Source organism: Sphingosinicella humi (genome assembly GCF_003129465.1).
Classification (GTDB): domain Bacteria; phylum Pseudomonadota; class Alphaproteobacteria; order Sphingomonadales; family Sphingomonadaceae; genus Allosphingosinicella; species Allosphingosinicella humi.
In genome coordinates this window covers 872,333-891,749 of sequence record NZ_QFFF01000001.1, presented here as the reverse complement: position 1 = coordinate 891,749, position 19,417 = coordinate 872,333, and the positions used below count along the sequence as shown (strand labels likewise).

Here is a 19,417-nt window from a genome sequence, read left to right as displayed (position 1 = left end):
CGCCATCCAGAGAAGCGATAGGAGCGTCAGGCTGCGTATCACGACTTGCCGACGATGAATATCTCGACATCGAAATCAACGATGTAAAGGTTTTCCACTGCATCCTCTCCGAACGACACGAGTCGGTCTATGCTTCCGCGATCGGGGGTAAAGTCGGAGTTTCGCAGCTCATACCGGTTCGACGCCAGGACCTCGCCTGGACGCAGCAGGCCTGTGGTAACGGTCCAGATGTTCCCGCTGACGAAGTCGCCGAAGACATAGTGGCCTACGAGCGAATCTACCGGGCCCCGATAGACGTAGCCGCCCGTGATCGACCCGCCTTCTTTTGGGCCGGCGCCGTGCAGATATTGGGTGACAGGATCGACCAGTCCGGTGGGCGGATTGCCGCGAAACGCGCGCGTTCCTTCTCGAAATGGCCAGCCGAAATTGGCGCCGGCATCCTTGGGCCTCAGGAGGTCAACCTCCTCGACCATGTCCTGGCCAACGTCGCCGATAAGCAATTCCCCGTTATGGAAAGAGGCGCGGAACGGATTGCGTAGGCCGTAAGCGAAGACTTCCGGGGCCCCTCCGCCATTGGCGAACGGATTATCTGGCGACGGAATCCAGAACACGGGAGCCGCGCCCGCATACGGATCGGGGTTTCGCGTGAGGCGCAGGATCTTACCCAAGAGCGAAAATGGGTCCTGCGCATTGTTGCGAGGATCACCGTCTCCGCCGCCATCTCCCGTCGCGATATAAAGATCGCCATCAGGGCCGAAACCGAGCCAGCCACCATTGTTATTGCTGAACTCGCTATGCTCGATCTGTAGCACCACCGGCGCGATGGTGGACTGGTAACCACGCCCATCGAGCCCGCGATGGTAAGTGCGTATTTGGAGATCGCCTTCGGTGTTCGTCACGAAGACAAACAGAGTATCGTCGGTCTGGAAGGTGGGCGATGCCGCCAGCCCCAGCAGCCCACGCTCCCCATCGGTCGAAATGTCGCTTACTGCGGCGAATAGACCCTTCGATCCTGTGGAGGGATCAAGGATCATTATGTTCCCGCCTTTTTCAAGGACAAACACACGCGTGTCGCCAGGAATCGGTGCTACGTACAGCGGCTGGTCGAAGCCCGCACCCACCCGCCGCACCTGAATGCCCTCGCGGGTGTCGGTGACGGTAATCTGGACGGTTATAGTGTCGCTCAATTGACCATCGCTCACGCTCAGCTGGACGACGTAGACATTATCTCCGTCGGCATCCTCCGGCGTCTCGAAACTCGGCGAGATCAAGAAGCTGAGCAATCCTGCGGACGAAAGGGAAAAGCGCGCAGCGTCCGCGCCACCCGAAATCGAATAGGTGAGAGAGCCCTTTTCCGGATCGTTGGCGACAGCCCGATAGGCGTCTCTCCTATTCTCGGTGACGCTGACGGCGGTCGGCGAGGTGAAGCTTGGCGCCTGATTGGGCTGTGAAGGAGTCGGCGTGCTGCTGCTACCGCTGCCGCCACATGCGGTCAGCAACAACAGCACGGGAAAAACCGCGCCAGGTCGCATTGCGTTCGTCCTCTCGACGGAAGTGCGTGGATATTCGGGATAATTCCCTAGAATGAAGAAGAAGCTTCTGCACAGGTGCCTAGACCTGTCAATCTGGCGCCGAAACATTCGGATAGGGATTGGAACTCGCTGCGATTTTAGCGCAACAGTCGTCGAGCCGCCGCTGACGAGGCGCTGATTGAATGGAGCAAAAAGTCATGGGCTTTCACGATATCGACCAGCTGATCGGCGCCTTCTACGCCACCATCTCGGGGCCCGCCGGCGGGCAGGATTGGGAGGGGGCGAAGCCGCTATTTCATCCGGACGCGCGCCTGGTCCGGACAAAGCTCGACGAGGCGGGGCGGCCGGTGGCCTTTTCCTTTTCCGTCGACGGCTATCGCGAGGCGACGGCGCCGCTGCTCGCGAGCATGGATTTCTACGAGCATGAGATCGCCCGGCGCATGGTCCGCTTCGGCAATATCGCGCAGATCTTCTCAGCTTATGAGGCCTATGACCGGCCGGAGGGCGGGCGGATGCTGAAGCGGGGTATGAACATGATCCAGCTATTCGACGACGGCGCGCGCTGGTGGATCATGCACGTCATCTGGGACGATGAGCGTGAGGGCGTGACGCTACCGTCGGAGTTGTTCGCCTGATTGCACGTCATTGCAAGGAGCGTAGCGACGAAGCAATCCAGCCAGCGCCGACTGGATTGCGTCGCTCCGCTCGCAATGACGCTAGGATATCATTCATGCGCAGGCTCTTGAAAGGAATGAGCGAGCGCCGCGGTGGGCGGACGGCGCTCGCTCGGCGGTGGATCGGCCCAGCCTCGTCGGTCGCATCAGGATAATCCGTAGCGGACCTTGAGGACGTCGGCGCCCTGGGGCGTAAGCGCCGCATGGCCGATCTCCGGTTGGAAAGTGGTGGCGTAGAGGGACGCTCCGGTCGAAGCGAGCGTCCCTGCCACGCTGGCGATCGCGGCCAGGAGAGCGAGGCCGGCGAACTCGGCATTGATCCTGTTCATCTCCAAACTCCTTCTATGCTCCGGCGGGTGCCGGAGCTCCGCTTGTTCTGGTCTGGGCCCAGCTGAGCCGGGGAGCAGCCTTCAGGCCGTCTTAGCGACCGGCTGTAGACGAGGGTTTCCGCCACGGCGCGTCGAATTCGATGTCGCGCAATTTCCGGAACGCCTCGCCGGCCTTGGCGAAGACCCGGTCGATGGCGGCGCTGAGCTCGTGGCCATGATCGGCCCAGGCCTGGCTGTCATAGGGCTCGTGCATCTTGTGGCTCCTTCCTGGTCCGTGCCGGTAGTCCCGGGCACAGTCGTGAGATGGAGGAAGTCGGCTCCTGGCGCCAACTAAAGGCTCGACAGTTTCGATAAGGAGGGCTTATCATATTCGGCATGCGCCACATCCCGTCCTTGCCAGCCGTGAGGGTCTTCGAGGCCGCCGCTCGCCACGAGAATTTCACCAAGGCGGCGGCCGAGCTCGGCATGACCCAGGCAGCGGTCAGTTATCAAATTCGCTTGTTGGAAGAACGACTTGGCGTCGCCCTCTTCCGGCGCGAGAAGAAGAAGGTGGTGCTGACGGATGCCGGCCGCCGCACTGCCGGCGAGACATCGCGTGCCTTCGACGTGCTCGACGCGGCTTTCTCGGCGCTGAGGGCGGAGGATGAGGGCACGCTGACGGTCACCACTTCCTACACCTTCGCCAATACCTGGTTCGCCTGGCGGCTGGGCGCCTTCCAGATGACCAATCCGGAAATGGCCGTCCGGATGCTGACCGACGACGCCATCGTCGACTTCGCCGGGTCGGAAGTGGACGTCGGGGTGCGCACCGGGCAGGGCGACTGGCCCGGCCTTACCTCCGAACTGCTCTTCCGCGTCGACTTCACGCCCATGTGCAGCCCGGAATTCCTGGAGCGCCACGGCGGCTCGCTGAAGCCGAAGGAATTGCTCGACATCCCGCTGATCGGCCCGGAGGATCCCTGGTGGGCGCACTGGCTGCGCGAGGCCGGGATCGACGTCGCGGAGCGGCCGCCCCGGCCGGGCGTGCGTCTCGGCTATCAGGCGCATGAGGGGTTCGCCGCCATGGCGGGGCAGGGGATGGCGATGCTCACCCCCTTCTTCTGGCGCAACGACATCGCGGAAGGGCGGCTGGTCCGGCCGTTCGGCCAGGTGTCCTCGCGTGGCTGGGGATATTGGCTGGTCTACGCCGAGCACCGGCGGCTGGTCCCCAAGATCAGGCGCTTCCGCGAATGGCTGATGGCCGAAGTCGCGCGCGACCTGAAGCAACTCGCCGCCAGCGCCCCGCCGCCGGACCAGGGCATGAGCTGATCAGGCGGCCGGATTCTCGGAAACCGGAAGCGATTCCTCCACCTGTTGATTGGGCGACTCAGTTCCAATCCGACGGCGGATCAGGAAAATCACCCCCCAGGCCAGAAGACCTAGCAGCGCCCAGGGAAGCAGCGTTGCGATGAGTGTTATGATGAGCGCGAGGCTACGTCCGAACATGTCGCCGACGCTGCCCATCGCATCCCGCAGGGGATCGCTTACCCCGCCCGCAAGCGGAGCGGCGCTCGTATAGCCGATGTCGAAGGTCGACATGGCCACGCGACCGCGCATTTCGAGAAGCCAGGCACGCGCTTTCTCGAGTTCTTCCTGCGCGGCGTTGATCGCGCGTTCCGCCTCGACCGCTTGCTCGATGTTGCCGCTCCGCGTCTGGAGGAGGGCGGTGAGGCGCTCGACCAGCGCTTCCTTGGTTCGGATTCGGGCCGCCGTATCCACGATCTGCTTCGACAGATCCTCTGCGGAAATGCCGCGATCGATCGTCTCGCCGCCGCCCTCGGCCGCCGCATTGACGAGCCGGTCGCCGAAGGCGCGGGCGATGGAGGAGGACACCTGGAGCTTCAGCGCGCCTTGCACATAATCGCCGCTGCCCGAGCTGCGAGACATGTCGACCACGCGGCAGCGCGCGGAACCGAGCGATTCACAGAGCTTCAGATGCCTTTCCTGGACGCTCGCGACGCCGTCAGAGGGAAGGCGGAAGCTGTAGCTGTAGGTGTAGGCGATCTGCGGCATTGCCACCTGCACCGCGGTGCCGGCCTCTCGCGAACCAGGCGCTGGCGGCTCCATCGGTGGGGGCGGTTCTTCGGCGACGTCGTAGCTACGGACGTTAGAGGCCGTTTCCTGCCCCCCTTCCGAACAGCCGGCCGCGACCAGCAGGGCAGTAACGAGTAGCTGACGGCGCATCGATTATCCCCCTCGATCCCGGCGTCGAACCTAGCCATAGCCTGCCGCGTTGCAATAGCGGCTCGCGTCGTTTCCCGGCCGCTGCTATCGCTCGCCCATGTCCGAACATACCGATGAATTCGATCAGATTGTCGATGCCCCCTTCGACGATGCGCTGTCGCAGCGTTATCTCGTCTATGCGCTGTCCACGATCACAGCGCGCTCGCTTCCCGATGTCCGTGACGGCCTGAAGCCGGTCCATCGGCGACTCTTGTGGGGGATGCGGCTGCTGCGGCTCGATCCGGCAGCGGGGTACAAGAAATGCGCGCGTGTCGTCGGCGACGTGATGGGCAAATATCACCCGCATGGCGACCAATCGATCTACGACGCCATGGTCCGCCTCGCCCAGCCTTTCTCGCTGCGTTACCCGCTCGTCGACGGGCAGGGCAATTTCGGCAATGTCGACGGCGATAACGCCGCGGCGATGCGCTACACCGAGGCGCGGCTGACGGCGGCGGCGAACGAGCTGATGGCCGGCCTCGACGAAGGTACGGTCGACTATCGCCCGACCTATAATGGCGAGGAAGAGGAGCCCGAGGTCTTCCCCGGTCTGTTCCCGAATCTCCTCGCCAACGGCGCCAGCGGCATCGCCGTCGGCATGGCGACCTCGATCCCGCCGCACAATGTCGCCGAAGTGATCGACGCGGCCACCCACCTCATCGACAATCCCAAGGCCGAAGATTCCGCACTGATGGATTTCGTCGCCGGCCCGGACTTCCCCACCGGCGGCGTCATCGTCGATGGGCCGGAGGCGATCGCCCACGCCTATGCGACCGGCAAGGGCGCCTTCCGCGTCCGCGCCAAATGGGAGACCGAGGATCAGGGGCGCGGCACCTGGACCGCGGTCATCTCCGAAATTCCGTATCAGGTGCAGAAGGGCAAGCTGATCGAGCAGATCGCGGCGCTGATCGCCGACAAGAAGCTGCCGATCCTGGCCGACGTCCGCGACGAATCGGACGAAGCGATCCGCATCGTGCTGGAGCCGCGAAGCCGCACGGTCGATCCCCAGCTGCTGATGGACAGTCTATTCCGGCTTACCGACCTGGAAGTGCGCGTCTCGCTCAACCTCAACGTGCTCGACGCCAGCAGGACGCCGCGGGTGATGAGCCTCAAGGAGGTGCTGACCGCCTGGCTGGAGCATCAGATCGACGTGCTGGTGCGGCGCTCGACCCATCGGGTGGCCAAGATCACGGACCGCGTGGAGCTGCTCGACGGCTATCTGATCGCCTTCTTGAACCTCGACCGCGTCATCCAGATCATCCGCGAGGAGGACGAGCCCAAGGCGGTGATGATGGCGGAATTCGGCCTCACCGACCGCCAGGCCGAGGCCATCCTCAACATGCGGCTGCGCTCCCTGCGCAAGCTGGAGGAGATGCAGATCCGCAAGGAGCGCGACCAGCTCGAGAAGGAGCGGGCGGAGCTCGAGAAGCTGATCGAATCGCCGGCGCGGCAGCGCACCCGCCTGAAGAAGGATTTGGCGGCGCTCCGCGATCGCTATCGGCCGGAGACGGACCTTGGCCGGCGCCGCACCCTGATCGAAGAGGCCGGGCCGGCACGGGAAATCCCGCTGGAAGCGATGATCGAGCGCGAGCCGATCACGGTCATCATGTCGCAGCGCGGCTGGATCCGGGCGATGAAGGGCCATGTCGATCTCGCCAATCCGGAGGCGCTGAAGTTCAAGGAGGGCGACGGCCCCGCCTTCGCCTTCCACGCCCAGACGACCGACAAGCTCCTCCTCGCGGCGCAGAACGGCCGCTTCTACACGCTCGCCGCCGACAAGCTGCCCGGCGGGCGCGGTTTCGGCGAGCCGGTGCGGCTGATGATCGACCTCGAAGGAGAGGGCGATGTCGTCGCCCTGCTGCCGGCCTCGGCCGCCACCAAGCTGCTGCTCGCCTCCTCGGACGGGCGCGGCTTCGTCACCTCGACCGCCGGCGCGATCGCTGAGACGCGCAAGGGCAAGCAGGTGGTCAATGTCCGCGCCGGGGCCCGCCTCGCCGTGGTTCGGCCTATCGCCGAAGCGGACGATTATGTCGCCGCGATCGGCGAGAACCGTAAGATGGTCGTCTTCCCTATGGGGGAGCTGCCGGAGATGGCGCGGGGCCAGGGCGTCCAGCTCCAGCGCTACCGCGACGGCGGCCTCGCGGACGCGATAACCTTCAAATTCGCCGAAGGGCTGAGCTGGGGCATGGGCGGCGCCAGCGGCCGCACGCGCACCGAAACCGACCTTTCGGCCTGGCGCACCGCCCGGGGGGCGGCGGGACGGATGCCGCCGGTCGGCTTTCCGCGCGACAATCGATTTAACTAGGGCAATCAAGAATTAACCGCTCTTGCCTATGGCGGTCTGATGCAGACGGCCGCGCCGCGGGGGCGGAACAGATCGCTGAAGGCTGCCGTTTCCTCCATCCGGGAAGCGCCGGCGGAGCCTCGCCCGACGGTGGCGGAGGAGGTGACTGAGCGCGCGCGCCAGGATTATCTCGATGCACTGCCTATCGCTGCGGCGGTGATCTGCGTCAGCGCGGGCGGCGATCCCTATATCGACATGGCCAACGAGAATTTCCGCCAGCTCACCGACTGGAACGGCCATGAAGGCAAATGGGCAAGCCAGGTCGCTTTCCTCCAGGCCGGCACGATCGGGCGGACGCTCACCGCCTTCCTGAAGACCAATGAGAAGGCGCGCCAGTTCGAAGGCCACGACGGCAAGGCGATCGGCGGGCGTCATTTCACCGTTGGGCTGGCCCGGCTCAAGGGCACGCCGGTGTCGCCGAAACGCTGCCTCATCTCGCTGATCGACAAGACGGCCCAGGTCGAGACCGAGAAGAGCCTGCGCGCCGAGATGCTCAGGGACAGCCTCACCGGCCTGCCCAACCGCCTCGGCTTCAACGAAAAGGTCGAGGCGTTGCTGGAAGCACCGGACTTCCGCGAAGGAAGCCACGCCGTCGTCGTCGTCGACATGCACCGCTTCAGCCGCATCAACGAATGCATGGGCGCGATCGCCGGTGACGAGCTTCTGATCACTTTTGCCCGCCGTCTCTTCTCGGCCTTGCGCGCTGGCGACATCCTCGCGCGGACCGGAGGCGACGAGTTCGCCATATTGATGCGCCTCGGCAAGGGGCTGGACGACGCCCTCCAGCTCGCCGACCGAATCCGCGCGGTGCTGTCGGCGCCGTTCCGGCTTTCGGAGCTCGAAATAAGGGTCGACTGCTCGCTCGGCATCGCCCTCTTGTCGGGCGGGGTCGAGCTGGCCGAGGAAGTGCTTCGCAACGCCCAGTTCGCGCTGAAGCGCGCCAAGCCGACGCGGGGCACCCAGGTCTATGAGCCCAGCCAAGCCAAGGCCGCCCGCCGCCGCTTCAGCATCGAGACCGAGCTGAGGCGTGCGATCGAGAGCGAGGAGCTGCGGCTGGATTTCCAGCCCGTCATCGAACTCGCGACGGGGGAACTGGCGGGGTTCGAGGCCCTTGCCCGCTGGGAACATGAGGACAGGGGCGCGATCGCTCCGTCGGAATTCATCCCGGTCGCCGAGGAATCCGGGCTGATCGTCGCGCTCGGACGGTGGGCGATCCATGCCGCCGCGCAGACGCTCGGCGAGTGGGACCGCAAGGCGGGCAAGAGGCTGCCGCTGTGCATGGGAGTCAATCTGTCGGCCATCCAGATCGCGCGGGACGACGTGCCGACGTTGGTGGAAGGGGCGCTTCGCGATCACGGCCTCACCGGCGACCGGTTGACGCTCGAGCTGACCGAAAGCGCTATCATCCAGGATCCGGCGCGGGCCAGCAAGGTGCTGGAGGCGCTCAAAGGCCTGGATGCCAGGGTCGCGATGGACGATTTCGGCACCGGCTATACGTCGCTCGCCTATCTCCAGCGCCTGCCGATCGACGTGCTCAAGATCGATCGCAGTTTCGTGACCGGCATGCTGAAGGACCGCGATTCGGTGGGGATCATCCGGGCCGTGCTGTCGCTCGCCGACGCGCTCGGGCTCGAGACCACCGCCGAGGGCATCGAGACGGAAGCGCTGGCGCGGGCGCTGACGGAGCTGGGCTGTACCTACGGCCAGGGCTTTCACTTCGCCCGGCCGCTCGGCCCCGATGCCGCCCTCGATTACTGGCTGTCGCGCAGCGCCTGATCGACCTGGGCGCGGGCGAGGCGCCTGGCTTCATCTTCCGCGGGAAAGCCGCTTCCGATCCATTCGCGCTCGATCGCCTGGAGCGTCCGGGCGACGAGGGGCCCCGGTTCGAGGCCCATGGCGATGAGGTCGCCGCCGGTGAGTGGAAAGCGCGGTCGGATCCATCGGCTGAGACGTCCTATCTCCTCCGCGGCAATGCGCTCCTCCCCGGTCAGGAGAAGAAGGCGGTCCACCGCCTGCTCGGCACCGATGCGGTAGGCGAGCGCCTGCGGCTCGCTTTGGTCGCCGGGACTGCGCTCGGCCGCGCTGACGAGCCGCTTGGCGGCCTTCCTGGAGAGGCGCAGCCGGGCGGCGACCGAGGCCGCGACATCAGGATCGGCGGGGAGTAGGGCGGCCAGGCGCCGGATCGGTGCTGCCTCCAGGCCGGCGGCCTTTTCATGCTCGACGAGCCGGGCGAGCCGCTCGGCGCCGTCGGTCCCGACCTCCGGCAGCACCGGCCGCAATATCCCCCGCTCCACCATCAGAGCGATGGTCGGATGGGGCGCGGGCAGTGTGAGCAGCTTCAGAAGTTCGTCGGCGATCCGCTCGCGCGACAGCGCCATGAGGTCGTTGGCCCGGGCGGCGCAGGCCTCCAGTCCGGCCGTATCGGGATCGCCGCGTCCGAAGCGCGCATGGAACCGGAAATAGCGCAGGATGCGCAGATGGTCCTCGGCGATGCGGGTGAGCGGGTCGCCGATGAAGCGCACGCGGCGCTCGGCGAGATCCTCCTCGCCGCCGAAATAATCGTGGACGGCGAGGCTTTCCGGGTCGGCTGAGAGGGCGTTGATCGTGAAGTCGCGGCGCGCTGCGTCCTCGCGCCAGTCGTCGGTATAGGCGATTGTCGCCCGCCGCCCATCGGTGGAGACATCGCGGCGAAGGGTCGTCACCTCGACCGGGCCGCCTCTAGGCACCGCGGTCACCGTGCCGTGCGCGATGCCGGTCGGGACCGCCTTGATGTGGGCGCGCTTCAGGCGCCGCATCACTTCCTCGGGCGACAGCTTCGTGGCGAGGTCGACGTCGCTGACGTCGAGCCCCAGCAGGGTGTCGCGCACGCAGCCGCCGACGAAGCGTGTCTCGCCCTCCGCCGCGCCGAGCGCGCGGAGCAGCGCCGCCATGCCGTCGCGCTGCTGCCAATCCGCCTTCGGCAGCTTCATGCGATCACCGCCAGCCGGCGGCTCAGATTGACGATCATCGCCGCCGTCGCCCCCCATATGCGGCGGTCCTCCCACATAATCTCGAAATAGCTCCGCTCCCGTCCCCGCCACAGCACGGTGCGCACCAACTGATGCTCCGGCCGCAGCAGATAATCCAGCGGCGCTTCGAAGATCGCCGCCACTTCACCGGGCTGAGGCGTCAGATCGAGGTCCGGCGGCACGATGCCGACGACCGGCGTCACTTCATAACCGGTGATGGTGCGGTAGCGGTCGGTGGTGCCGACCACCTCGACGCCGCCCGGAGGAAGCGCGATCTCCTCCGCCGCTTCGCGTAGCGCGGCCGCCACGGCGTCCCTGTCGCCGGGATCGATCCGGCCGCCGGGGAAGGCGATCTCGCCCGGATGGCGCTTCATCGTCGTCGCCCTCACCGTCAGGATCACCGTCGGCTCCGGACGATCGACGACCGGCATCAGCACCGCGGCCGGAGTCGTCTTGGCGTGCGGCCCGACGAGGGGATCGTGCGGGTCGCCTTCGATGAGCACGGGCTTGTCGCGATGTTCCAGTGCCAGCGCCTCCCGCAGCCGATCGGCAAGGTTCATGATCCGCCATCCATCGGGAAGAAGACGCCGTTGCTCCACAGACTCGGCGGATCCTGCCCTTCGGCGAGGCTCAGCTCCGCCAGCTCGTAATAGACCGGTCGGGCCAGGAGGGCACGGAGACCGCGGCGCACATCGATATAGGGACGCGGCCCGTCCTCGCCCGTTTCGAAGCGGATCGGATGCTCCGGGCCCGCCACCACCAGGTCGTCCGTGTTGAGCCGGAAGGCGAGGCTTCGCTCCCGTCCCTCGCCGTCGGTCTTGAGCTCGACGGCGATGAATGGGGCGTCCTCGACGTCGATGTCCAGCTTCTCGACCGGCGTGACCAGCACATGCGACCCGTCCGGTTCGCGCCGCAATATGGTGGAGAAGAGCCGCACCATCGCCGGCCGCCCGATCGGACTGCCTTCGTGGAACCAGGTTCCGTCGCGCGCGATGCGCATGCCGCTATGGCCGCAATGGCTCGGATTCCAGCTCTCCACCGGCGGCAGCTTCCGCTCGTCGGCGAGCCGGGCGATGTCGGCCAGCGACAGGGTCGAAAGATCGGCGGGCGGGACGGGCGCGGACATGGCGTCGGGATAGGGGATCGCGCCACGTAGCGCAAAGCTTGCCGAGCGCCGCCGCCGGTCCTATCGCTCGGCCATGACGGAGTTCGAGGGACCGCGCACCGCGATCGTCACGGGCGGGGCGAAGCGCATCGGGGCGGAGATCAGCCGCGCCCTTGCCGCCGACGGCTGGCATCTTCTCATCCACTGCAATGCCTCGGAGACCGAGGCGAGGGCGCTCGCGGCCGAGGTGGGCGAGGCTGCCGTCGTCGCGGCCGAACTCGCCGATCCGACCGCCGCCGATCGGATCATGGCCGCGCTCGACGGGCTGCCGCCGCCGCGTCTTCTGGTCAACAACGCTTCCCGCTTCGTCTATGACAACGCCGATGATTTCACGCTCGAAGCGTGGGACGTGCATCACGCCGTCAACCTGCGCGCGCCCGCGCTGCTGTCGAGGGCGTTTGCGGCGAGGGCGGAAGGGGGCGGGCTGATCGTCAACCTGCTCGACGCCAAGCTGCCGCAGCCCAATCCCGACTTCTTCACTTATACCGTGTCCAAGATGGGGCTCGCCGGTCTTACCGAGCTGACCGCGCGGGCCTATGCGGACCGTCGGATCCGCGTGTGCGGCATCGCGCCCTCGGTGACGCTGGTGTCGGGCCCGCAGAGCCGCGCCAACTTCGATCAGGTGCACGGTCTCAATGCGCTGGGGCGGGGTGTCGCGGTGGAAGAGATCGTCGCCGCGCTTCGCTTCATCATCGCCACGCCGACCTTGACGGGGCAGACGATAACGCTGGATGGCGGCCAACGATTCCTGGGACTTCCCCGGGACGTGCAGTTTCTGGAGACCGGCCATGAATAACGTCGCGACGCTGGAGGGTCTTTTGCCCCATGGCCTGGCGCCCAAGGCGAGGAAGATCGTCCTTGAGGATTTTAGCCTGCCGGTCGATATCGGCTTCCACGATTTCGAGATCGGCGCGCCCCAGCGGCTGCTCGTGACCGTCGAGGTCTGGGTGGACGAGGCCTCCTTCGCCGCGGAGGACAATGAGGCCTCGGCCTGGAACTACGACTTCCTGCGCACCGAGATCAGCCGGCTGGCCGCGGGGCGTCGGTTCAACCTCCAGGAGACCTTCGCCCGCGCCGTCTACGACATCGTCGCGGCGCGGCGGGGAGTGACGGGCCTGAGGGTCTCCACCCGCAAGCCCGACATCTATCCCGATTGCGCCGGCGTCGGCGTAGAGCTTTCCTCCTTCTAGACTCCGCGATTACGGACGCAGGCGCCGAGGCCCTTCAGCACTACCTGATAGTCGGCTCGGATCGCCGCCGCCTGGCTCGTCTCGGTGCCCGCGATGCTGTCCGGCGGCAGGGTCTGGGGCAGGCTGCAGGCAAGGGCGTACCATAAGAGCGTGTCGGGCTCCGGCGGACGCGCGGCATTGTCTACGATCTCGCTCAAGGCCACCGCCCATCGCGGCGCCTGTCCCGGCCGCCTCAGCACCGTCAGGGACACGGGGCGCCCGTCGGCGGTTTCGAGGAATATCTGGGTCTCGCTCTCGCCCGGCAACGTGCCCGGGACGTGAAAGGCACGGCCGATGCCGGTGATCTTCGGCGGGGCGTCCGGCTGGGCCGCCTGGCGAAGCACCTGGCGCATCCGATCGGCGAGCTCTGGCGAATAGGGAAGCTGCGCGTCGGGCCCGATCAGTTGGAGCTCGGCCGGCCGGCCTGCCACCGGCGTCGCGAGCAGGATGAACTGGGTTTCCTTGCGAAGCTTCGGAGGGCGGCCGCGCCAGTCGTTGGGGAGGTCGACCAGATAGCTGATCCGCGCCGGCAGGCCGCGCGCGCCGCGGATCAGAGACAAGACGTCGGCTTCGACATAGAAGCGGGTTTTGCCCGGCTCGACCCCGACCGCTCGTTCGGCGCGCAGCCGGACCGCGTCGCGCACCTCGACATGCGCTACGACGGGAGCGGCGAGGGCGAGATCGACCAGGTCGGCATAGGTGAACTGTGGGACGGCGGCCGGCGTCTGCGATTCGGCGGGAACGCTGAGGGCCGCGAACAAAATGGCGGCGCTCGTAAGAATTTGGGACGGCCGCATGATTTCTCCTTGTCTTTGGTTCACTTTTAAGGGCACGCTTTCCCATAGGTTTAGCGGTATTAACCGCGGATTGCAGGGGATTTCCGCTTGCTTTTGCGGAAAACCGCAGGAGGATTGCGTCGTCGAAAATGTGACGATAGAGACACGGACCCTGTCCATGATATATTAAGACAATTGGATGGAGCCGGTTGGTTCGGTTGTGAGTTTGTTCGCCGGACCAAAACTAATATTATTCGAGAGAGAGGGAGTGTGGCTGTTTAATGTCCTATGCTGATCAAAGGATGGGTACGGGCCGCATTACGGCGATCGTCATCGTCGCAGCGCTTCATGCTCTTCTCGGCTACGCGTTCGTCACGGGCCTTGCCTATAATGTGGTGAAGCAGGTCGCCCAGGATCTGAAGACGTTCGACGTTACGGAAGAGCCGCCGCCCCCCGAGGAGCCGCCGCCCCCGCCGCCGGAAGAGGTCGTGGTGGAGCCGCCGCCCGTCGTGTCGCCGCCGCCGATCGTGCGCACCAACGTCGTCGCGCCGCCGATTGTTCAGACCGTGCGCGAGGCGCCTCCGCCCGTGATTACCCCGACGGCGCCGCCAGCGCCGCCGCCTCCGCCGCCCCCGCCCAAGCCGAAGCAGGCAGCCAAGGGTGCAACGCTTCGCGGTGGTTCCATCTCGGACAGCGATTATCCGTCGTCGGCGCTTCGTGCGGAAGCTGAGGGGACATCCGTCGCCCGCTATACGATCGGTACGGACGGTCGTGTCACGGATTGCACAATCACATCGTCGAGCGGAAACTCGGCCCTGGATGAAACCACATGCAAGCTCATCCAGCGCCGGTTCCGGTTCCGTCCGGCTGAGGATGAGAACGGTAATCCTATGACCGAGACAAAGACCCAGCGCGTCGTCTGGAGAATACCCGAATAAGTGTCGGCAAATGCCTTGCCTTACTGCAACGCTCTTTTGGATATGAGAGGAAGTTAAGACCATGACCACCCCCGCAGCCCCTGCCGGCGAAAATCCCTATGGCCTGATGGCCGCGCTCGAACAGGGCGGGACGATTGCCTACGCGACGTTCGGCATTCTCGTGATCATGTCGGCCGCCTCCTGGTACATTCTCTTCGTCAAGCTCTTCGAGCAGCAGAAGATCATCAACCAGGGCAAGCGCGCTCGCACCACCTTCTGGCAAGCGGCGAACCTGAGGGAAGGCGCGACCAAGCTGGAGAAGAACAGCGCCTATCGTCAGATCGTCGACGACGCCATCGTCGCGCAGGAACAGCATAACAAGCTGACCGATCCGATCGAGCAGCACGATTGGATGCTCGGCTCGCTCAGCCGCAGCCAGGGCGCCATCGCCTCGAAGCTGTCGAACGGCCTCGCGCTGCTCGCCACCGTCGGCTCGACGGCTCCGTTCATCGGTCTGTTCGGCACCGTCATCGGTATCTACCGCGCTCTGATCAAGATCGGTGCCGCTGGCCAGGCGTCGATCGACGCCGTCGCCGGTCCGGTCGGCGAGGCCCTGATCATGACGGCCCTCGGTCTGGCGGTCGCGGTTCCGGCCGTGCTTGCCTACAACTGGCTGATGCGCCGCAACAAGGCGGTGCTCGAGCAGATCGCTCGCTTCACCAACGACGTCCATGGCTACATCATGTCGGGCGGTGCGGTGAAGCCGGTGACGGCGGCGCGCGGTGCCACGGCGGCCGCCAAGCCGGCCACGACGGCGACGGGCACGGCGACCGGCGCCCCGACGGCCAGCCCGAAGAAGATCTAATCAGGTTGCACGGCGGGGCGGAGACGCCCCGCCGCTCTTGCTCGCCCGATGGTGCAACGCACCGAAGACTGACAGGAATTTGAATTATGGGTATGAGTGTCGGACCGGTCGAGGGCGGTGAAGAGACCGCAATGTCGGAGATCAACGTCGTCCCGCTGACGGACGTCATGCTGGTGCTCCTGATCATTTTCCTCATCACTGTTCCGGTTGTGATCCAGACGGTCCCGGTGCGGCTTCCGTCCGTTCGTTTCGAACCGACGACAACGAAGCCGGAAAACGTCTCGCTGTCCGTTCGCGCCAACGACGCCGGTGAGTGCGAGATCTACTGGAACCTCACGAAGGTGAATTCGGAAGAGCTGCTCAACCGCGCCGTGACGAAGCTGGAAGCCGAGATCGAGCGTCTGGGCGGCGTCGAGAACCTCACCGAGGAGACGATGCCTGAAGCCCATATCCGCGGTGACGTGGACACGCCGTACCGTTGTATCGGCGGCGCGATCTTCACCATGCAGCGCGCTGGCTTCGCCCGGGTCGGGTTCATCTCCGAACCGCCGCCGGGTGGCCCGGTGCAGCGCCTCTAAGGCCGAAATTCAGGAGTATTAGACGATGGCGATGCAAGTAGGCGAATCGGCCGAAGACGAACCGATGATGGACATCAACACGACGCCGCTTATCGACGTCATGCTGGTGCTGCTCATCATGTTCATCATCACGATCCCGATCCAGACGCACGCGGTGAAGCTGGACCTGCCGGTGGACACGGGCGAATCGACGCCGCCGCCGATCGATCCGGTCAAGAACAAGATCGTGATCGAGCCCAACGGCACGATCCTGTGGAACGGTGCCCCGGTCGATCCGGTGACGCTGCGCCAGTATCTGGACATCACGACGACGATGACGCCGACGCCGGAGCTGCACCTGCAGCCGGATCCGCAGGCTCGCTATCAGGTGGTCGACGAGGTGCTCGCCATCACCAAGCGTGCCAACGTCCAGGCCATGGGTTTCGTCGGCAACGAGGCCTACGCCAACTTCTAAAGGCGGCGGCTTTCGGAAAATGAATTGGGGCGGCTCTTCGGGGCCGCCCTTTTTTTTGGCCTGGCGTTCGGAGCCCTGCCGGAGATCAGGCGGCGCGGCGCCTTGCCTTCTGGCCCTGGAGGATGGTCAGCGCGAAGCTGTCCCAGTCGGAGAGGCCCCAGCGGCTCGGATCCTCGCGGGCGACGATCCGGTCGGGCTCCGGCACTTCCGACAGGTCCAGCTCCTCGACCGGAACCTGGGTGCGCTGCGGAATGGAATAGAAGACGCGGACGACCGGCTTGGTGAGTTGGTCCCGCCGCTGAGCGGTGACGCAGCCGAGCATGCGCGATTCGAGCCGCACCAGGCTGCCGACCGGATAGATGCCGATGCTCTTGATGAAGCTGGTGAGCAGGCTTTCGTCGAAGAGGCCCTTGAGCTTGTACATCTCGGCCACGGCCTCGGAGGGGCTGCGGGCGGCGCGATGCGGACGCGCCGACGCCATCGCGTCATAAGTATCGCAGATGGCTGCCATCCGGGCGAAGAGGCTGATCTCGTCCCCCTTCAAACCGTACGGGTAGCCGCTCCCGTCATGGCGTTCATGGTGATGGAGGCAGACGTCGGCGACGATCTTCGACAGGTCCCCGGACGCCTTCACTGCGTCGGCCCCAAGCTGCGGGTGACGGCGCATCTCGGCCCAGTCCTCGGGCGTATACTCGCCGGGCTTGCTGAGGAGCTCGGGCGCGAGGAAGCCCTTGCCGACGTCCATGAACAGGCCGGCCGTGCCCGCCTGCTTCACATAGTCGGCCGGCAGCTGAAGCTGACGGGCGAAGTTGATCATCAGCGCGCTGACGGCGACCGAATGCATATAGGTATATTCGTCGAGGGTCCGCACGCGGGTGAGCGTGATCAGCGCGTCCGGATTGCGGCTCACCGATTCGGCGATGCCGCTGACAACGGGCGCGGCCTCTTCGATCGCCGCGGCCTGGCCGTCCTGAATCCGGGCGAAGAGGTCGCGTACCGCGGCCTTGCAGTCGGCGAGGACCGTCTCGGCGACGCGAAAGTCGTCGGGAGGCGGAGCGCGCTTCGGCGCGGGTTCCGACACGGGCTCGGGCGCCGGCGCGGCCTTCACCGAGGATTCCGCCGAAAGCTCCTCCAATAGCCTAGGCCTCGGCGCCGGCTCCTGCGGCAGCAGGTGGGCGAGCGCGGGCGCGAGGCTCTGGTCCTCGTCGATCCAGACGCATTCGATATCGCTGCTCTGCAACTGGCGAAGGTCGTCTTCCTCGACGAGCATGAACTTCGATCGCCAGAACGGATGATCGAACCAGGACCCTTCCAGCGACTGGATATACATCCCCAGGCGCAGATCCTCTTTTCTAACGCGAAGCACGACTTCCCTCCCAAGCTCAGCCCCGATGCTTGGCGGATGGAGAGTTTGGAATTCCTTAAAGCTTGGACGCTGCGCCTTCGGCGAGCTCTAGGCCGCCATGCCCTCGAACTGGAGCCTGGCGAGGCGGGCGTAGAGGCCGCCTCGGGCCTGGAGGCTGTCGTGGGTTCCTTCCTCGACGATCTCGCCATGATCCATGACGATGATCCGGTCGGCCTTGCGGACGGTGGCGAGGCGGTGGGCGATGACCATGGTGGTGCGGCCTTCGACCAGCTTTTCGAGCGAGGCCTGGACGAGCCGCTCCGACTCTGCGTCGAGTGCGGAGGTGGCTTCGTCGAGCAGCAGCAGCGGGGCGTCGCGCAATATCGCCCGGGCAATGGCGATGCGCTGGCGCTGACCCCCGGACAGGCGGGCGCCGCCTTCGCCCATGAAGGTGTCGAGGCCGCTGGGGAGCTTCCGCAGGAACTCGGCGGCGTTGGCCGCTTCGGCCGCGGCCCAGAGCTGGTCGTCGCTCGCGTCCCATTGGCCGTACCGCAGATTGTCGCGGGCCGAAGCAGCGAAGATCACCGTCTCCTGCGGCACCAGCGCGATCCGCCCGCGTATGTCGGCGGGATCGGCAGCCTTAAGGTCGATGCCGTCGAGGCCGACGACGCCAATCTCCGGATCGTAGAAGCGCTGGGCGAGCTGGAAGAGCGTCGACTTGCCGGCGCCCGAAGGTCCGACCACCGCCAGGGTCTCGCCCGGGTTCACATTCAGGCTGAAATGCTTGAGCGCGCTCACTTCGGGCCGGGTCGGGTAGTGGAAGGTGACCTTATCGAAGCTCAGCGCGCCGCGCGCCGGCTGTGGCAACCGGGCCGGCTCCGCCGGTGCCTTGATCTCGGGCACCTGGGCGAGCAGCTCCGCCATCCGCCCGGCGGCGCCGGCGCCGCGCAGCAGCTCGCCATAGACTTCCGTCAGCGCGCCGAAGGCCCCTGCGACGATGGCGCCGGTGAAGACGAAGGCGGCGATGGTGCCGCCGCTGATCCGGCCTGCGGCAACGTCGAGCGCCGCCTGCCACATCACCATCGTGATCGATCCGAACATCAGCGAAATGACGATGGCCGTCATCACGGCGCGCAGCCGGATGCGGCGGCGGGCGGTTGCGAAAGCGTCCTCGACCGCGCCGGCGAAGCGTTCGCTCTCTCGCCGTTCCTGGCCGAAGGCCTGGACGATCTTCATCGCGCCCAAGGTTTCCGACGCGATCGCCCCGACGTCGGCGATCCGATCCTGGCTGAAACGCGAAACGTTGCGGACCCTTCGCCCGATAAGGACGATCGGACCGAGCACCAGCGGGATGCCGAGCAAGAGGCCGGCCGTCAGCCGGGGCGCGAGGGTGAAAAGATAGGCGACTCCGCCGATGCCGAGCACGATGTTGCGGAGCGCGACCGAGACCGTGCTGCCGACCACCATCTCGATAACGGCCGTGTCGGCGGTGAGGCGCGAGGCTATCTCCGACGGGCGATTCTCCTCGAAGAATCGCGGCTCGAGTCGCAGCAGGTTGCGGTGCACCTCGGTCCTGAGGTCCGCCACCACCCTCTCACCCAGCCAGGAAACGAAATAGAAGCGCACGGCCGTGGCCAGGGCCATGATCACGACGATGCCGAGCAGATATTGGAAATGCTCGGAAACATTGCTGTCCCCGGCCGCGAAGCCCTTGTCGATGACGCGGCGAAAACCGTCCGGGATGGCGAGAGTCGCGCCGGCGGCGATCAGCAGCGCCACGGCCGCGCCGGCGATCCGCCCAGGATAACGCAGCCCCCGGCGCCAGATCATGGCGAGGTTGCCAAGCTTCCTCGAAGGAGCGGGTTCGGCGTTGTTCTCGGCCATAGAAGGCGCCTAGCAGCGCCGCCGCCGCCGCTCAATGGCAACGGTCGCGGACCTT

Annotated in this window: 20 protein-coding genes; 10 read left to right on the top strand and 10 right to left on the bottom strand. The window is 65.9% G+C overall.

The genetic code is table 11. The features are described from left to right. Positions 1-38: 38 nt before the first annotated feature. Complete coding sequence (locus DF286_RS04455) at positions 39-1,532, bottom strand: PQQ-dependent sugar dehydrogenase (protein WP_158274627.1); 1,494 nt, start codon at positions 1,530-1,532, stop codon at positions 39-41. A 182-nt stretch (positions 1,533-1,714) separates the two neighbouring features. Here DF286_RS04455 and DF286_RS04450 point away from each other — a divergent pair, with 182 nt between their 5' ends. Further along, positions 1,715-2,167, top strand: coding sequence for a hypothetical protein (locus DF286_RS04450; protein ID WP_146193560.1), 453 nt, complete (start codon positions 1,715-1,717; stop codon positions 2,165-2,167). Between the two features lie 185 nt (positions 2,168-2,352). Here the strand turns inward: DF286_RS04450 and DF286_RS04445 are convergent, their stop codons facing one another. Together DF286_RS04445 and DF286_RS15095 are read right to left on the bottom strand one after the other, a co-directional pair. Further along, positions 2,353-2,535 (bottom strand): hypothetical protein, encoded by a 183-nt coding sequence (locus tag DF286_RS04445; protein WP_109270341.1) that lies wholly within the window; start codon positions 2,533-2,535, stop codon positions 2,353-2,355. A 91-nt stretch (positions 2,536-2,626) separates the two neighbouring features. Further along, complete coding sequence (locus DF286_RS15095) at positions 2,627-2,788, bottom strand: hypothetical protein (RefSeq protein WP_158274626.1); 162 nt, start codon at positions 2,786-2,788, stop codon at positions 2,627-2,629. Positions 2,789-2,910: 122 nt separating this feature from the next. Between DF286_RS15095 and DF286_RS04440 the strand changes: the two genes are divergently transcribed. Continuing rightward, a complete protein-coding gene (locus DF286_RS04440; protein ID WP_109270340.1) occupies positions 2,911-3,843 on the top strand; it encodes a LysR substrate-binding domain-containing protein in 933 nt (310 codons plus the stop codon). Here the strand turns inward: DF286_RS04440 and DF286_RS04435 are convergent, their stop codons facing one another. Beyond that, complete coding sequence (locus DF286_RS04435) at positions 3,844-4,758, bottom strand: DUF4349 domain-containing protein (RefSeq protein WP_109270339.1); 915 nt, start codon at positions 4,756-4,758, stop codon at positions 3,844-3,846. It abuts the gene before it with no gap. A 97-nt stretch (positions 4,759-4,855) separates the two neighbouring features. Here DF286_RS04435 and parC point away from each other — a divergent pair, with 97 nt between their 5' ends. Both parC and DF286_RS04425 read left to right on the top strand, forming a co-directional pair. Then, positions 4,856-7,102 carry a DNA topoisomerase IV subunit A gene (gene parC, locus DF286_RS04430; protein WP_109270338.1) on the top strand — a complete coding sequence of 749 codons (2,247 nt, stop codon included), beginning with the start codon at positions 4,856-4,858 and terminating at the stop codon, positions 7,100-7,102. Positions 7,103-7,141: 39 nt separating this feature from the next. Beyond that, the gene (locus tag DF286_RS04425) at positions 7,142-8,917 is read left to right on the top strand and encodes a putative bifunctional diguanylate cyclase/phosphodiesterase (protein ID WP_109270337.1); all 1,776 of its coding nucleotides are present in this window, start codon (positions 7,142-7,144) and stop codon (positions 8,915-8,917) included. Here the strand turns inward: DF286_RS04425 and DF286_RS04420 are convergent. Genes DF286_RS04420 through DF286_RS04410 form a run of 3 tightly spaced genes read right to left on the bottom strand, consistent with a single transcriptional unit; the run spans position 8,893 to position 11,275 of the window. Next, the gene (locus tag DF286_RS04420) at positions 8,893-10,110 is read right to left on the bottom strand and encodes a CCA tRNA nucleotidyltransferase (RefSeq protein WP_109270336.1); all 1,218 of its coding nucleotides are present in this window, start codon (positions 10,108-10,110) and stop codon (positions 8,893-8,895) included. The two genes, DF286_RS04425 and DF286_RS04420, sit on opposite strands and share 25 nt — an antisense overlap. After that, positions 10,107-10,709, bottom strand: a complete 603-nt coding sequence (locus DF286_RS04415; RefSeq protein WP_109270335.1) for a CoA pyrophosphatase — start codon at positions 10,707-10,709, stop codon at positions 10,107-10,109. The genes DF286_RS04420 and DF286_RS04415 overlap by 4 nt, the downstream gene beginning before the upstream one ends. Further along, a complete protein-coding gene (locus tag DF286_RS04410) occupies positions 10,706-11,275 on the bottom strand; it encodes a DUF1285 domain-containing protein (protein WP_109270334.1) in 570 nt (189 codons plus the stop codon). Before DF286_RS04410 ends, DF286_RS04415 begins: the two co-directional genes overlap by 4 nt. Positions 11,276-11,348: 73 nt before the next feature. Between DF286_RS04410 and DF286_RS04405 the strand changes: the two genes are divergently transcribed. Both DF286_RS04405 and DF286_RS04400 read left to right on the top strand, forming a co-directional pair. Beyond that, positions 11,349-12,110, top strand: coding sequence for an SDR family NAD(P)-dependent oxidoreductase (locus DF286_RS04405; protein ID WP_109270333.1), 762 nt, complete (start codon positions 11,349-11,351; stop codon positions 12,108-12,110). Then, positions 12,103-12,504: a dihydroneopterin aldolase gene (locus DF286_RS04400; protein ID WP_109270332.1), complete on the top strand. Its 402-nt coding sequence runs from the start codon at positions 12,103-12,105 to the stop codon at positions 12,502-12,504. The genes DF286_RS04405 and DF286_RS04400 overlap by 8 nt, the downstream gene beginning before the upstream one ends. Here the strand turns inward: DF286_RS04400 and DF286_RS04395 are convergent. Next, on the bottom strand, positions 12,501-13,340 hold the full coding sequence (locus DF286_RS04395; RefSeq protein ID WP_243444714.1) for a YjbH domain-containing protein: 840 nt from the start codon (positions 13,338-13,340) through the stop codon (positions 12,501-12,503). The genes DF286_RS04400 and DF286_RS04395 overlap by 4 nt on opposite strands. 260 nt (positions 13,341-13,600) lie before the next feature. Here DF286_RS04395 and DF286_RS04390 point away from each other — a divergent pair, with 260 nt between their 5' ends. From DF286_RS04390 to DF286_RS04375, 4 genes are all read left to right on the top strand, one after another. After that, positions 13,601-14,257 (top strand): energy transducer TonB, encoded by a 657-nt coding sequence (locus DF286_RS04390; RefSeq protein WP_109270331.1) that lies wholly within the window; start codon positions 13,601-13,603, stop codon positions 14,255-14,257. Between the two features lie 61 nt (positions 14,258-14,318). Further along, entirely contained in the window at positions 14,319-15,101 is a 783-nt protein-coding gene (locus DF286_RS04385) for a MotA/TolQ/ExbB proton channel family protein (protein WP_109270330.1), read from the top strand. Positions 15,102-15,187: 86 nt separating this feature from the next. Next, positions 15,188-15,679, top strand: a complete 492-nt coding sequence (locus tag DF286_RS04380) for an ExbD/TolR family protein (protein WP_109270329.1) — start codon at positions 15,188-15,190, stop codon at positions 15,677-15,679. A gap of 25 nt (positions 15,680-15,704) precedes the next feature. After that, the gene (locus DF286_RS04375) at positions 15,705-16,133 is read left to right on the top strand and encodes an ExbD/TolR family protein (RefSeq protein WP_109270328.1); all 429 of its coding nucleotides are present in this window, start codon (positions 15,705-15,707) and stop codon (positions 16,131-16,133) included. A gap of 85 nt (positions 16,134-16,218) precedes the next feature. On the opposite strand, the gene DF286_RS04370 is transcribed toward DF286_RS04375, so the two are convergent. Continuing rightward, on the bottom strand, positions 16,219-17,499 hold the full coding sequence (locus DF286_RS04370; RefSeq protein ID WP_146193559.1) for a cyclic di-GMP phosphodiesterase: 1,281 nt from the start codon (positions 17,497-17,499) through the stop codon (positions 16,219-16,221). A gap of 87 nt (positions 17,500-17,586) precedes the next feature. After that, on the bottom strand, positions 17,587-19,362 hold the full coding sequence (locus DF286_RS04365; protein ID WP_109270326.1) for an ABC transporter transmembrane domain-containing protein: 1,776 nt from the start codon (positions 19,360-19,362) through the stop codon (positions 17,587-17,589). Positions 19,363-19,417: the final 55 nt, after the last annotated feature.